Genomic DNA, 13,958 nt, shown 5'->3' with positions numbered 1-13,958 from the left:
TGGGGCGTGGTCGAACGGGGGTGTTAGTTCAGCTTGATGACAGTTCGATGTAAGTTGAACTTAACGTCGTGCATAACGCGACGGTGTGGCCTGGGGGACGCGGCCGGTGGCGTTCAGATCCTGGACGCCGGCCCGAAGGCCGGCGGAGTCCAGAACGCCCTCGATGCACTTGGGCGAGCGGCGGAAGATCAAGCCGATGCGGCGCGCGGTCAGTCCGGCGCGCGCCAGGCGCTGGATCTCGGCGACTTCATCGTCCGACAACACTTCCAGATTGGACGGCGCGGTGCGCCGCTTGGGCGCGGCTTCGCAGCCGGCGAACACCTGGCCCAGCCACGACATCAGCAACTTTTCGGCCTTCGACTGGCCGATTTCAATCCTTTCGCCCTCGTCGTCGAAGGTCTCGACCACCACCCCGCGGTCCAGCAGGCCGGCGATCAGCGCGCTCATGTCCTTGGCCGGGCCGTTGAAGACGTCGAGCGACCAGACGCACAGCTGGTCTCCCGGCCCCAAGGCCTCCAGGCGTTCGCTGACTCGGCGGCGCGCCGCGTCGGTCGGCGTTTCCTCGATCGCATAGTCGTCCGGGCGCAACGGCATGATCCGCAACACCTGGGTTTCCAGGGTCGGGAAGCCGCCGCCAAGCTGTACATAGGCCAAACGCATGCCCGAAAGTGGAAGGTCACGCCCGAGTATGTCAAGTTTAACTTACAATGGTTCTTGAGCGGCGCGTGACATCGCCCCACCGTCATGAAACCGTCGCGCCGTTGTCGTAAAGCCGTCCGAGCTGAGCCGTCGGAGCAAGATCTTGCGTGTGAACCGGTTGGGGCGCCTGGGCGTCCACGCGGCGAACCTGGGCCTGGTGGCCGCGGGGTTCGCGGCGCGTTGGGCGCTCGACCCGGTCTTCGGCGCCAACCACGCCTACACGGTCTTTTATCCCATCGTGCTGATCAGCGCCTATGTCCTGGGGGCGCGGCCGGCCATGGTCGCCGCGGTGCTGTCGGCGGCGATCGGCTATTTCCGCTTCGCCCGGCCTGAATTCGAGATCAAGTCGGACCTGGATTCGCTGACCTCGCTGCTGTTCTTCGCCACCACCTCGGCGGTGGCGATCTATTTCATCACCGGCATGGCCCGCGCCGTGGCCGCCACCAAGGTGGCCCAGGCCAAGGCCGAGGACCTGGCCCAGGCCCATGCGGGGCTGTTTGGCGAACTGAACGAACGGGTGACCAATCATCTGCAGCTGGTCGCCGCCATCCTGCAGCTTCAGGCGCGCGACGAGCCCGACAAGACCGTGGCCCGGGCGCTGGCGGAGGCCTCGGCCCGCACGATGCTGATTTCCAAGACCCACCGCAGCTTCGCGGGGGAGCCTAGCGAGTTGCTGGATTTCGACGCTTTCGCCCGACAACTGCTCGACGCCACCCTGTCGGCGCGGCAGCATCCGCCGGTACGCATCGAGTTCGAGCGGGGCGGGCTGTGGCTGTCGACCGAACAGGCCACCTCGGTGGCCCTGGTCTTGCTCGAATGCCTCAATGTCCGCCTGGCCGCCGAGGACCCGGGGCTGATGCGCATCAGCCTGCGCGGCGACCGCGGCATGGGCAAGCTTCGGATCACCGAAATCGAACGGCCGCTCGATCCCCTCGAAGTGATCGGCGGCGACACCGCCATGATCCAGGCCATGGTCGAGCAATTGCGGGGGCGGTTCAGCTCGCGCAGCGCCGCGGAGGGCCGGGTCTCCGAATTGACCTTCCCGCTGGAAGGCGGCGCCCACGGCCTGCGCGAGGCGCCCTCGACCGTGCATTGAGGCGCCGTTTCGGTTCGGGTCATTGTAAGTTCAACTTCCTCGTTTAGACTCGATGGCCATGTCAGACAGACCGCCGCCCTTTACAGCTTTGCGCGCCGTCGAAGCCGCCTCGCGCCACCGCAGCTTCACCTCGGCGGCGCGGGAGTTGCAGATCACCCACAGCGCGGTCAGCCAATCGATCCGCCGCCTCGAACTGGATCTCGGCACGCGCCTGTTCGAACGCAAGGGCGGGGCCATGGAGCCGTCCTCGGCCGCCCTGCGTCTGGCCCAGACCTATTCGGAAGCTCAGGAATCACTGAGCCGGGCCATGCGCGAAGTGCTCGGCCCGCGGGCCGACGCCGCCCTGACGATCGCCATGCCGGTGGTGTTCGGTCGGCTGTGGTTCGCCGGCAAGATCGGCCGTCTCAACGAGGCCCTTCCCGACGTCGAGGTGCAGATCTCGACGCGCGAGGCCGCCGAAGGCGCCGATATCGCTCTGGCCTGGAGCCCCAGGGCGGTCAAGGGCGCGCTGTGCGAGTTGTCCTATCTGCCGCTGTGCGCGCCGGAGTTGGCCGCCAAGCTGGCCACGGCCCAGCCCAAGGCGCTGTTGCGCTCCCCCCTGATCGCCGACGCGGCCGACAGCTGGGGCCTGTGGGCCGCGCGCTGGGCGCCGGGGGCCAAGCCGCCTCGCGCCCACCTGCTGGATGACGCGGCCATGGCCTTGGACGCCGCCGTCCAGGGCGGCGGCATCGTGCTTAGCAATGTGTTCGCCGCCGAATCCTATCTGGCCTCGGGACGGCTGGCGGCCCTGGGCTTCGAGGTTTCGGCTGGCCAGTGGCTGACGGCGCGGGTCCAGGCCTTGCCGGAGGCCGCCGACGCGGCCGAGCGGTTCGTCATGTGGCTGCGCCTGGAACTGCGCCGCAGCCAGGCCCTGGCCCAGGGGCATGGGCCGCGCGACGAGCAATAGTGTTGTAAGATCAACTTACGAACCGTCATGTCACTGTTATATTTTCCGTCTAAGTCCCAATTCGGGGGCGGCCTTCTGCTGGCGCCCGAGGAGATGACGGATGTTGAAGAAGCTCGCGGCCGCCCTGGGTGTGGCCCTTCTGGCCGGCACGGCCGCCCAAGCCGGTGACATTTCGGGCGCCGGCGCCACCTTCCCCGCACCGGTCTACGCCAAGTGGGCCGAGACCTATAAGGCCCAGACGGGCGTTGGCCTGAACTATCAGGCCATCGGTTCGGGCGGCGGCATCAAGCAGATCAAGGCCAAGACCGTGGCCTTCGGCGCCTCGGACAAGCCGTTGAAGCCTGAAGAGCTGGACGGCGCCGGCCTGATGCAGTTCCCCACCGTGATGGGCGGCGTTGTGCCGGTGGTCAATCTGCCGGGCGTCAATCCTGGCCAACTGCACCTGAGCGGTTCCGTGCTGGCCGACATCTACATGGGCGCGATCACCAAGTGGAACGACCCGCGCATCGTCGGCGCCAACAAGGGCGTCAAGCTGCCCAACCTGCCCATCACCGTCGTCCACCGTTCGGACGGCTCGGGCACCTCGTTCCTGTTCACCTCCTACCTGTCGATGAAGAGCCCGGCCTGGCAGTCGAAGGTCGGCGCCAGCGACTCCGTGCAATGGCCGGTGGGCCTGGGCGGCAAGGGCAATGATGGCGTTTCGGCCTTCGTCAAGCAGACGATCGGCTCGATCGGCTATGTCGAATACGCCTACGCCAAGCAGAACAAGGCCACCTACGTCCTGGTGCAGAACAAGGCCGGCCAGTTCCCCGCCCCGACCGCCGCCAACTTCGCCGCAGCCGCGGCCGGCGCCGACTGGGCCAAGGCTCCGGGCAACTACCTGCTGCTGCTCGACGAGCCGGGCGCCAAGTCCTGGCCGATCACCGGCGCGACCTTCATCCTGGTCTACAAGAAGCAGGACAACGCCGCCCAAGGCGCCGACGTCCTGAAGTTCTTCGACTGGGCCTACAAGAACGGCGACGGCGCGGCCGGCGCCCTGGACTACGTGCCCATGCCCGCCTCGGTGAAGACCATGATGCGCAAGCAATGGGTGTCGATGATCAAGGGCCCCGACGGCAAGAGCGTCTACGTCTCCAAGTAAGCTTCGACCTCGACCTTTCTGCCCGGGCGGGAGACCTGTGCTCCCGCCCATTTTCCTATAGCGGAACCCATGGCCGACATCCCCCTGACCGCGCCAAGGCCGACCAGGGCCGCCTCCAAGGGCGCCTGGTTCGACCCGATCTTCCAGTTCGCCTGTCTGTCGGCCGCCACCCTGCTGCTGGCGGCGCTTGGCGGCATCATCGTGTCCCTGGCCATCGGCGGTTGGCCGGCCCTGCACAAGTTCGGCCTGGGCTTCTTCACCGACACCACCTGGAACCCGGTCACCGAGGTCTATGGCGCGGCCGGACCGATCGCCGGCACCCTGATCACCTCGGCCCTGGCCCTGATCCTGGCCCTGCCGATCGCCCTGGGCGTCTCGGTGTTCCTGGTCGAGTTCTGCCCCAAACGCGCGGCCCAGCCGATCGCGATCGCCGTGGAGCTCTTGGCCGGCATTCCGTCGATCGTCTACGGCATGTGGGGCCTGTTCGTGCTGGCGCCCTGGTTCGCGCTGCACGTCCAACTGCCGCTGATGATGAACATCCCGGCCGGTTCGGTCTGGGAGAAGGTGTTCTACGGCGTGCCCAACGGCGCCAACATCTTCACCGCCTCCCTGATCCTGGCGGTGATGATCCTGCCCTACATGGCCGCGGTGTTTCGCGAGCTCTTTCTCACCGTGCCGGCCCAGGTGCGCGAGAGCGCCTACGGCATCGGCTGCACGCCGTTCGAAGTCGTCCGGTCGGTGACCATCCCCTATGTCCGCAGCGGCATGGTCGGGGTGATCATGCTGGGCCTGGGGCGGGCGCTGGGCGAGACCATGGCCGTGACCTTCATCATCGGCAACGCCCACGGCCTGCCCCAATCGCTGTTCGACAGCGGCTCGACCCTGGCCTCGACCATCGCCAACGAATTCACCGAAGCGACGGGCGAAATGCACACCGCCGCCCTGACGGCCCTGGGCCTGGTGCTGTTCGTCATCACCTTCAGCGTCCTGGCCGTGGCGCGCGCGCTGCTGCTGCGCCAGCGTCAGGATTGAGGCGGCCATGACCTTCGACCGACGCTTCCGCCGCAAGGCCGCCAACACCCTCTTCGTCGGGCTCTGCGCCCTGGCCACCCTGCTGGCCCTGTCGGCGCTTGGGCTGATCATGTGGTCGCTGCTCAAACAGGGCTTCGGCGGGATCAACCTGAACATCTTCACCCGGGACACCCCCGCGCCCGGGTCGATCGGCGGCCTGCGCAACGCCATCGTCGGCTCGGCGATGATGTGCGGCGTGGCCATGGTCATCGCCCTGATCGTCGGGATCCTGGCCGGCACCTGGTTGGCCGAATATGGCGGCGACAGCGCCTATGGCCACGTGGTGCGGTTCCTCAACGACGTCTTGCTCTCGGCGCCTTCTATCCTGGTGGGACTGTTCGTCTACGAGCTGGTGGTGCGGCCTTTCCACGGTTTCTCGGGCCTGGCCGGCGGGGTGGCCCTGGCCTTGATCGCCGCGCCCGTGGTCACCCGCACCACCGAGGACATTCTGCGCCTGCAGCCCAACGCCTTGCGCGAGGCCGGCGTGGCCCTGGGGGCCGCGCGCTGGGTGACGATCCGCAAGATCGTCTGGCGCGGCGCCGGCGGCGGGCTGCTCACGGGCGGGCTGCTGGCCTTCGCCCGCATCAGCGGCGAGACCGCTCCACTGCTGTTCACCGCCCTCAACAACCAGTTCTTCGCCCTGGACCTGACCAAGCCGACGGCCAGCCTGCCGGCGGTGATCTTCCAATATGCGCTCAGCGCCTATGACGACTGGCGCGGCCTGGCCTGGGCCGGCGCGCTGCTCATCGCCCTCACTGTGCTTTCGATCAACATCATCGGCCGCGTGATCATCGCGCGGGGGAACACCCGTCCATGACCAAGCCTGTCTCCACCGAGTTTCTGCCCCACATCCTTGAACCGGTCGGCGAAAGCGTCGCTCTGCGGGCCAAGGGGCTCGACTTCTTTTATGGCAAGACCCAGGCCTTGTTCGGGGTCGATCTGCCGATCGTCCGCAATCAGGTGACCGCCCTGATCGGGCCGTCGGGCTGCGGCAAGTCCACCCTGCTGCGCACCTTCAACCGGATGTACGACCTCTATCCGGGTCAGCGCGCGACAGGAACGATCGACCACGAGGGCGAGAACCTGCTGGCGGTCAAGGACATCGCCAAGCTGCGCTCGCGCATCGGCATGGTCTTCCAAAAGCCGACGCCGTTCCCGATGTCGATTTACGACAACGTCGCCTTCGGCGTGCGGCTCTACGAGAGCAAGAGCCGCAAGGATATGGACGAGGTGGTCGAGAAGGCCCTTCGCCGGGCGGCCTTGTGGGACGAGGTCAAGGACAAGCTGCAGGCTTCTGGTCTCAGCCTTTCTGGCGGTCAGCAGCAGCGGTTGTGCGTGGCGCGCGGCATCGCGGTCGAACCGGAAATCCTGCTGCTGGACGAGCCGGCCTCGGCTCTTGACCCGATCTCGACCGCCAAGCTGGAACAGACGATCGGCGAGCTGAAAAGCGACTTCACCATCGTCATCGTCACCCACAATCTGGGCCAGGCGGCGCGCATCTCCGACAACACCGGCTTCATGTATCTGGGCCGAATGGTCGAGTTCACCCCGACTTCGGACATGTTCATGAAACCCCAGGCCCAGCAGACCCAGGACTATATCAGCGGGCGGTTCGGCTAGCGGCGCGGGGCGTCAGCGCGGGTCGCGCAGCGTGATCTTCCGCTCGGCGAAACCGGCATTGATGGTCTTGGCGTCCGTCGCGACCACGCTCAGGGCGTATCGTCCCGGAGCGACCTTCGGAACGGTCGCGGCGTACTCTCCGGTTCGCCCCGTGAAGGTGAGCTGCGCCTTGGCGATAAGGTCGCGCCCCTTCATCAGTCGCGCCTCGACACGATAATTGGCCGCGTCCCATAGGCCGTCCTTCTCGATGGGGCAGCCGCACATCGGGGCGACTTTCGCCGTGATGGCGACCGCGCCGTCCGATGTCGTGGCCGCGCTCGGTTCGACGACCAACCCCGGCAGGGTGAGGGTCCAGCCGTCGCCCAGGATGTCGCGGCCCGGAACGATCCAGAGACTGGACGTCACAACGATCGAAGCTCCCGGCTTGCCCATCGGCCCCGTGGCCTCGGCTCGCACAAGGGTCGGCCGTTTCAGGTCCAGGACCGCCTCGAAGCCGGCGGTCGCGGTGTCTGTCACGCTGTCGCCCCGCGCCCGAGGCGCGCGCACGATCCTTTGGGTGTCGCCCGTGCCGCCCTTGGTCAGGCCTTCGGCCAGAACCGCTCCGGTTCGCGCGTCCTTCAGCCTGATCCGGACCCCGCCCATGTGATCGCCGATGAACTTGGCGTCGAGAGCCTGGGCCCGAACCATGACGTGGGTCGGTTCGGCTAGGGCGACGAGGGGCGCGGCGCTGACGAAGGCGGCCGCGGCGAGGGCGAGAAGCTTGGTCATGGCGCTCATCAAACGGCGTCGAGGGGGATTTTCAGATAGCGCACGCCATTGTCCTCCGGCTCGGGAAGGCGACCGCCGCGCATGTTCACCTGCACCGATGGCAGGATCAGCCTGGGCATGTCCAGGGTTCTGTCCCGAGCCTCGCGCAGCGCCACGAACTGTGCCTGGCTGACGCCCGCGTGGACGTGGATGTTGTCTCGCCGCTGCGCGCCGATCGTGGTCTCCCAGGCGAAGGCGTCGCGGCCGGGGGCCTTGTAGTCGTGGCAAAGGAAGACGCGAGCCTCGGCGGGAAGCGCCAGCAGGCGCTGGATCGAGGCGAACAGGGTCGCCGCATCGCCGCCCGGAAAGTCGCAGCGCGCGGTGCCGTAGTCGGGCATGAACAGGGTGTCGCCGACAAAGATCGCATCGCCGATCACATAGGCCATGCAGGCGGGGGTGTGCCCAGGCGCATGCAGGGCGATGGCGTTCAGCGCGCCGATGGAGAACGCCTCGCCGTCCGCGAACAGATGGTCGAACTGCCGACCGTCGCGGGCAAAGTCGGATCCGGCGTTGAAGAGATTTCCGAACGTTTCTTGCACCTCGACGATATGCTCGCCGATCGCCAGGCGGCCGCCCAGGGCGGCCTGCAGATAGGGGGCGGCGGAAAGGTGGTCGGCGTGGGCGTGGGTCTCCAGCTGCCAGACGACCTCCAGCCCCTGGTCCCTGACATGGGCGATGACGGCGTCGGCCGACCGCTGGCTCGTCCGGCCCGAGGCGGCGTCATAGTCCAGGACGCTGTCGATGATGGCGCAGGCCGACGAGGCGGGATCGCGGACAACATAGCTGACCGTATAGGTCGCCTCGTCGAAGAAGGCCTCCACCTGCGGCCTTGAGGCGGGCGTACGCAGCGCCTCGTCGATGATCGATGTCGCCCTGTTCAAGGCGGTGTCGGGCGGTGAGATCGGATCGGGCATCACAGACCCTCGGGACTTCGGCGTCGACAAACTATTTATATGCGAATATATGAATATACAAGTCCCCTCCGGTTGGCTCCCATGTCCTGGTTCATGATCGTTTCGGCCTTGATGAGCGGAGCGCTTGTCGGCGCGCTGCTGGGCCTGTTCGGCGGCGGCGGGTCGGTTCTGGCCACCCCGCTGCTGCTCTATGTCGTGGGCGTGCGCGATCCGCACGTCGCCATCGGCACATCGGCCGCGGCGGTCGCGGTCAACGCCGGGCTCAACCTGGTGGGCCACGGCCGGGGAGGGCGGGTCAAATGGCCCTGCGCCAGCGTCTTCGCCGGCGCGGGGCTGATCGGCTCGTTCCTGGGCTCGACCCTGGCCAAGGCGGTCGAGGGGCAACGCCTGCTGCTGTGGTTCGCCTTCGCGATGGCGGCCATCGCGCTGTCGATGATGCGTCGCCCCAAGTCCCAGGGCGATCCCCTGGTCCATATCAGTCCGGGCCTGATGCTGAAGCTGGCGCCGCTGGGCGTGTTGACCGGCCTGGCCGCCGGCTTTTTCGGGATCGGCGGCGGATTCCTGATCGTGCCGGGACTGATGGCGGCGACCGGCATGACGCTGGCCAACGCCACTGCGTCATCCCTGCTGTCGGTGTCGCTGTTCGGCGCGGCGACCTCGCTGAACTACGCCGCCTCGGGTCTGATCGATTGGCCCGTCGCGGGGCTGTTTGTCCTGGGCGGCCTGGGCGGAGGCGCCCTGGGGGTGCGCGGCGCGGCCCTTCTGGCGGGACGTGCCCTTCTGGCGCGCAGGCTGTTCGCCGGCCTGGTCCTCATGGTCGCCGCCTATGTGGCCTTCAGGGCCACGACGGCTTGACGTCGTGATCGTGGATCAGCGCGTCCCGGCGCCGCGATAAACGTCGCACAGCGTTTCAAGCACGCGCACCGCGGCCGGATCGTCCAGCCTGTAGAAGATGGTCTGGGCGTCACGCCGCGTGGCGACCAGGCCCTCGGCGCGCATCTTGGCCAAGTGCTGCGACGTGGCGGACTGGGCCAGGCCCACATGAGCCGACAGATCGCCGACCGAAGTCTCTCCGTCGATCAGGCGGCACAGGATCAGCAGGCGTTGTTCGCTGGCCATCAGCTTGAGAAGGCGCGCCGCGGCCTGGGCGCTGGCGACGAGATCCTCGACATCGTCGGCCAAGGGGGAGAGGGCTGCCTCGTTCATCTGCCTAATGTAGAAGATACGCATGAACGTTCAAGCGACGCCGTCGCCGGGCTTCGCGTCCAGGCCGAGGGGCGCAGGCTTGCGCGGCATCCAGGCAGTCCTTTCGGACACCTCGGAGCCCCGGCGCCCGTCGGCGATGATCAGTCGGCCAGGCTCTGGGGGGCGATATCGGCGTCCAGGTTCAAGGTCTTGGCTGCGCCAGGGTCGCGGGGCGCTGGTCGTCGCGCAGGACGATGTAGAGGGCGGGAATGACCAGCACGGTCAGGACCGTCGATGAGGCCAGTCCAAACAGCAGCGAGATCGCCAGACCCTGGAAGATCGGGTCGAACAGGATCACCGCCGCGCCGATCATCGCCGCCAGGGCGGTCAGGACGATCGGCTTGAAGCGGATCGCGCCGGCCTCGAGCAACACCTCGCGCAGCGGCCGCCCGCCCGTCTGGCTGTGGCGGATGAAGTCCACCAGGAGGATCGAGTTGCGCACGATGATCCCCGCCAGGGCGATGAAGCCGATCATCGAGGTGGCGGTGAACGGCGCCTTGAACAGGATGTGGCCGATGACGATGCCCACCAGGGTCAGGGGGATCGGCGTCAGAATCACCAGCGGCAGCCGGAAGCTTTTGAACTGGGCGACAACCAGCACGTAGATGCCCAGGATCGCCACCCCGAAGGCCGCGCCCATGTCGCGGAAGGTCACCCAGGTGATCTCCCACTCGCCGTCCCACAGCACGGTCGGCTTGCTCTCGTCCGTCGGCTGGCCGTTCATCCGGATATCGGGCTTGGGCAGGTCGCCCCAGTCGGCGGTCCGGATCGCCTTGTCGACAGCCATCATGCCGTAGATCGGCGCCTCATAGGCGCCGGCCAGTTCGGCCATCACCATGTCGACGTCGCGCCCGTCGCGGCGGAAGATGTGGGTCGATCCAGGTTCCTGGGTCGCGGCGACCACCTCGCCCAGTTCCACCAGTCTCCCGCTTTGGCTCTGGGCCACGGGCAGGGCCGCCAGGCCTTCGCCCCAGCTGCGCGCCGACTGCGGCAGGCGCACCGAAATCTCCAGCGGGTCACGGCCTTCGCCGCGATGGGCGTAGCCGACCACCTGACCGCCGAAGGCCGCGCCGATCGAATCCAGCACCTGCCGGTCGTCGACCTTCAGAGCTTCGAGCCGATCGCGGTCCGGGACCAGGCGCAGACCGGGGCGGGCCTGGCCGTAGCTGTCGTCGACATCGACGATATAGGGCACGGACTTGAAGGCGGCCTTGACGCGCTCGGCCACCGCGCGCCGGGTCTTGGCGTCGGGGCCGTAGATCTCAGCCAGCAGGGTGGCCATGACCGGCGGTCCGGGCGGGGCCTCGACCACCTTGATCGACGCGCCGGCCGGCAGGGCGACCTTGGCCAGCCGCTGGCGCAGGTCCAGGGCCACGATGTGGCTGGAGCGCTTGCGCTCGCCCTTTTCGGCCAGGGCGACCGACAGATCGCCCTGGTCTGGGCGATTGCGCAGATAGTAATGGCGCACCAGGCCGTTGAAATTGAACGGCGAGGCGGTCCCCGCATAGGCGTCGATCGCGGTGACCTCGGGCAGTGTCCGGGTAATGACCGCCGCGTCGGACAGGGCCCGGGCGGTGGCCTCCAGCGAGGTTCCCTCCGGCATGTCCAGCACAACCTGCAGCTCGGACTTGTTGTCGAACGGCAGCAGTTTGACGGTCACGGTCTTGGTGGCGAACATCGCGCAGGCCAGCAAGGTGGCCAAACCCACGGCGATCAGGAAGGTCCAGGCGCTAGCGCGCGTGGCGATCACCCTGCCGGCGACCTGGCGGTAGAGCGCGCCCAGCTTGCCCTCGCCGTCATGACCATGGCCGCCGGCCGTCAGGGTCTTGCGGGCGAAGCGAACCATCAGCCAGGGCGCGATGACCACGGCGACGAAGAACGAAAACACCATGGCCGCCGAGGCGTTGACCGGGATCGGCGCCATGTAGGGACCCATCAGGCCCGAGACGAACAGCATCGGCAGCAGGGCCGAAACCACCGTCAGGGTGGCCACCACCGTGGGATTGCCGACCTCGGCCACCGCGTCGACCGCCGCGTCGATCCGGCTTCGGCCGTCGTTCATGGCCCAATGTCGGGCGATGTTCTCGATCATGACGATGGCGTCGTCGACCAGGATGCCGATCGAGAAGATCAGAGCGAACAGACTGACCCGGTTGATCGTGTAGCCCATCAGATTGGAGGCGAAGAGGGTCAGCAGGATGGTCGTGGGGATGACCACGGCGGTCACCGCCGCCTCGCGCCAGCCGATGGCCAGGCCGATCAGCACCACGATCGACAAGGTGGCCAGGCCCAGGTGGAACAGCAGCTCGTTGGCCTTTTCGTTGGCCGTCGCGCCATAGTCGCGGGTCACCGCCACATCCAGGCTATCGGGCAGCAGCGAGCCCTTCAGCGCCTCGACGCGGGTCAGCACGGCCTGGGAGACAACCACGGCGTTGGCCCCCTTGCGCTTGGCGATGGCCAGGCTGACGGCGGGAGCCTGGCTCCAGGCGCCGTCGATCCGGGCATAGCGCCAGACGCGGGCCTGGTCCTCGCGCGGGCCCTGGATCACATCGGCGACGTCGCGGACATAGACCGCCTGGCCGCTGGCCGAGGGCAAGGCCAGAAGGCCGATATCGGTGCTGCTGGTCAGGCTGCGGCCCGCCGTGACGTTGATCGCCTGGCCGCCGCCGCGGATCTGGCCGGCGGGAAAGGCGCGCGTGGCTTGGCGCACGGTGTCCATCAGGGCGGCGAGCGACACGCCATGCTGGGCCAGGCGGGCCGGGTCGGGCGCGATGCGGATCTCCTCGGGCCGTCCGCCGACGATGAAGGTCAGGCCGACATCGTCGACCTTGGCGACCTCGGTCCGAAGCTTTCCGGCCAGTTCATACAGGGCCTGATCGTTCCATTGACCCGCGGCGCCGGGCTTGGGCGACAGGGTCAGGACGAGGCTTGGCACGTCATTGATGCCGCGGGTCTGGATCAGCGGCTCGGCGATCCCGGCCGGGATGCGATCATAGTTGGCGCGGATCTTCTCGTGGATGCGCACGGCCGCGGCGTCGGGATCGACCCCGACTTTGAATCGCGCGGTGACCATCACCTGGTTGTCGTCGGCGAAGGTGTAGACGTGCTCCACCTCGGCGACGCTCTTGACGATCGTCTCCAGCGGCTTGCCGACCAGCTCGATGGCGTCGGGGGCGCGCAAGCCGGGCGCTGGGACCATGATGTCGACCATCGGCACGCTGATCTGCGGTTCCTCTTCGCGGGGGATCGAGACCAGGGCCAAGAGGCCCACGGCGATCGCCGCCAGCAGGATCAACGGCGTCAGGGGCGACTTGATCGACGCCTTGGTCAGGCGTCCCGAAAGGCCCAGGTTCATCGGGCGGCCTCCGCCGGGGTCAGGACGTCGCCGAGGCGCAGGCCCGACAGGACCTCGACCGCGTCGGCCGCGGGGCCGGCGCGGGTCTGGATCGGAGACTCCGAAATCGCGCCGTCGGCGCCGACCAGCCGTGCGTAGTCGACGCCAAACCGCGTGGCGACATAGCGCCTGGGAATGACGATCGCCTGGCGCTCGCCGATCTTGATGACGGCGCGCACGCGCTGGCCGATCAGGTCGCCGGGCAGGTTGGGCGCGGTGACGTCGGCGGTGACCTGGCCGCCGGTGATCGAGGGGTAGATCTGGGCGATGGTCCCGCGGGCGGCGACGCCGCGCAGGTCCTCGGCGGCGAGATCGACCGTGTCGCCGACCTTGAGGGCGCGCGCCTGGCCTTCCGGCAATTCGATGCGCACGACAAGCGGGCCGGCGGTGATCCTGGCTACCGACTGGCCGGGCATCACCACCGAGCCGACGGGCACGTCGGCGACCAGGATCCGGCCGGTGGCCGGGGCCAGGATCGCGCCCTGGGCGCTCAGTTCGGCGCTGGCGCCGCGCTGGGCGCGGGCCGCCGTCAGATTGGCGTTGGCGGCCTTGGCCTGGGCCTCGACCTGATCCAGGCGCGCCTGGGCATAGACGCCGTGCGAGAAGAGATCGCGGGTGCGAGAAAGATCGGCCTGGGCGCGAGCGGCCTCGGCGGCGGCGGCGGCGACCTGGGCGTCGAACGCCCCGGTCTGCAGGCTCAGTCGGTCATCCTTGATCCGACCGATCATCTGGCCCTGGCGGACGACATCGCCTTCCTTGACGCTCAACGCCACCAGGGTTCCGGAAATCCGCGCTCGAGCCTCGGCCATGTCGCGTGTGGTCAGGGTCGCGGGAACCGGCTTGAGGTCGGCCACGGTCTGGGCGCGGATCGTTAGCCGGCCGGCCTCCGGCGCCGCCTTGACCGCCGGCGCCGGAGGCGTCTTGGACTCGCCGCAGGCGCTGAGCAGCAGGACCGCTCCCAAGGCGCTGATCAGATGTAGCCGCGCCGTCATGGCGTCCCCTCCAGGTGGTCTTGTGATGGTCGA

13 protein-coding genes are annotated in these 13,958 nt (G+C 68.0%); 7 read left to right on the top strand and 6 right to left on the bottom strand.

All coding sequences use genetic code 11. The features are described from left to right. Window positions 1-60: 60 nt before the first annotated feature. Window positions 61-660 carry a hypothetical protein gene (locus ASD38_RS21745; protein WP_056463405.1) on the bottom strand — a complete coding sequence of 200 codons (600 nt, stop codon included), beginning with the start codon at window positions 658-660 and terminating at the stop codon, window positions 61-63. Window positions 661-808: 148 nt separating this feature from the next. Between ASD38_RS21745 and ASD38_RS21740 the strand changes: the two genes are divergently transcribed. The 6 genes from ASD38_RS21740 (at window position 809) to pstB (ending at window position 6,573) form a co-directional block, all read left to right on the top strand. Further along, window positions 809-1,795, top strand: coding sequence for a DUF4118 domain-containing protein (locus ASD38_RS21740; RefSeq protein ID WP_156390833.1), 987 nt, complete (start codon window positions 809-811; stop codon window positions 1,793-1,795). A 58-nt stretch (window positions 1,796-1,853) separates the two neighbouring features. Beyond that, window positions 1,854-2,741 (top strand): LysR family transcriptional regulator, encoded by an 888-nt coding sequence (locus ASD38_RS21735; protein ID WP_162252155.1) that lies wholly within the window; start codon window positions 1,854-1,856, stop codon window positions 2,739-2,741. A 100-nt stretch (window positions 2,742-2,841) separates the two neighbouring features. Further along, complete coding sequence (gene pstS, locus ASD38_RS21730) at window positions 2,842-3,882, top strand: phosphate ABC transporter substrate-binding protein PstS (protein ID WP_056446946.1); 1,041 nt, start codon at window positions 2,842-2,844, stop codon at window positions 3,880-3,882. Window positions 3,883-3,951: 69 nt separating this feature from the next. Continuing rightward, window positions 3,952-4,914, top strand: coding sequence for a phosphate ABC transporter permease subunit PstC (gene pstC / locus ASD38_RS21725; RefSeq protein WP_056463397.1), 963 nt, complete (start codon window positions 3,952-3,954; stop codon window positions 4,912-4,914). Window positions 4,915-4,921: 7 nt separating this feature from the next. After that, a complete protein-coding gene (pstA, locus tag ASD38_RS21720; protein WP_056446938.1) occupies window positions 4,922-5,770 on the top strand; it encodes a phosphate ABC transporter permease PstA in 849 nt (282 codons plus the stop codon). Continuing rightward, a complete protein-coding gene (gene pstB, locus ASD38_RS21715) occupies window positions 5,767-6,573 on the top strand; it encodes a phosphate ABC transporter ATP-binding protein PstB (RefSeq protein WP_056446935.1) in 807 nt (268 codons plus the stop codon). Before pstA ends, pstB begins: the two co-directional genes overlap by 4 nt. A gap of 12 nt (window positions 6,574-6,585) precedes the next feature. On the opposite strand, the gene ASD38_RS21710 is transcribed toward pstB, so the two are convergent. Together ASD38_RS21710 and ASD38_RS21705 are read right to left on the bottom strand one after the other, a co-directional pair. Beyond that, window positions 6,586-7,341: a hypothetical protein gene (locus ASD38_RS21710; RefSeq protein ID WP_156390832.1), complete on the bottom strand. Its 756-nt coding sequence runs from the start codon at window positions 7,339-7,341 to the stop codon at window positions 6,586-6,588. Between the two features lie 8 nt (window positions 7,342-7,349). After that, on the bottom strand, window positions 7,350-8,297 hold the full coding sequence (locus ASD38_RS21705) for an MBL fold metallo-hydrolase (protein WP_442857062.1): 948 nt from the start codon (window positions 8,295-8,297) through the stop codon (window positions 7,350-7,352). A 78-nt stretch (window positions 8,298-8,375) separates the two neighbouring features. Here ASD38_RS21705 and ASD38_RS21700 point away from each other — a divergent pair, with 78 nt between their 5' ends. Continuing rightward, a complete protein-coding gene (locus ASD38_RS21700) occupies window positions 8,376-9,149 on the top strand; it encodes a sulfite exporter TauE/SafE family protein (RefSeq protein WP_082554909.1) in 774 nt (257 codons plus the stop codon). A gap of 15 nt (window positions 9,150-9,164) precedes the next feature. Here the strand turns inward: ASD38_RS21700 and ASD38_RS21695 are convergent, their stop codons facing one another. The 3 genes from ASD38_RS21695 to ASD38_RS21685 form a co-directional block, all read right to left on the bottom strand. Continuing rightward, entirely contained in the window at window positions 9,165-9,500 is a 336-nt protein-coding gene (locus tag ASD38_RS21695; RefSeq protein ID WP_056446926.1) for an ArsR/SmtB family transcription factor, read from the bottom strand. Window positions 9,501-9,681: 181 nt separating this feature from the next. Next, window positions 9,682-12,894, bottom strand: coding sequence for an efflux RND transporter permease subunit (locus ASD38_RS21690; RefSeq protein ID WP_056463392.1), 3,213 nt, complete (start codon window positions 12,892-12,894; stop codon window positions 9,682-9,684). Then, window positions 12,891-13,925 carry an efflux RND transporter periplasmic adaptor subunit gene (locus ASD38_RS21685; RefSeq protein ID WP_056446922.1) on the bottom strand — a complete coding sequence of 345 codons (1,035 nt, stop codon included), beginning with the start codon at window positions 13,923-13,925 and terminating at the stop codon, window positions 12,891-12,893. The genes ASD38_RS21690 and ASD38_RS21685 overlap by 4 nt, the downstream gene beginning before the upstream one ends. Window positions 13,926-13,958: the final 33 nt, after the last annotated feature.

Source organism: Caulobacter sp. Root487D2Y, assembly GCF_001427165.1.
In the GTDB taxonomy this organism is placed as follows: Bacteria; Pseudomonadota; Alphaproteobacteria; order Caulobacterales; family Caulobacteraceae; genus Caulobacter.
Note: the sequence above shows the minus strand (reverse complement) of the source record. Positions and strands in the feature narration are given on the sequence as shown.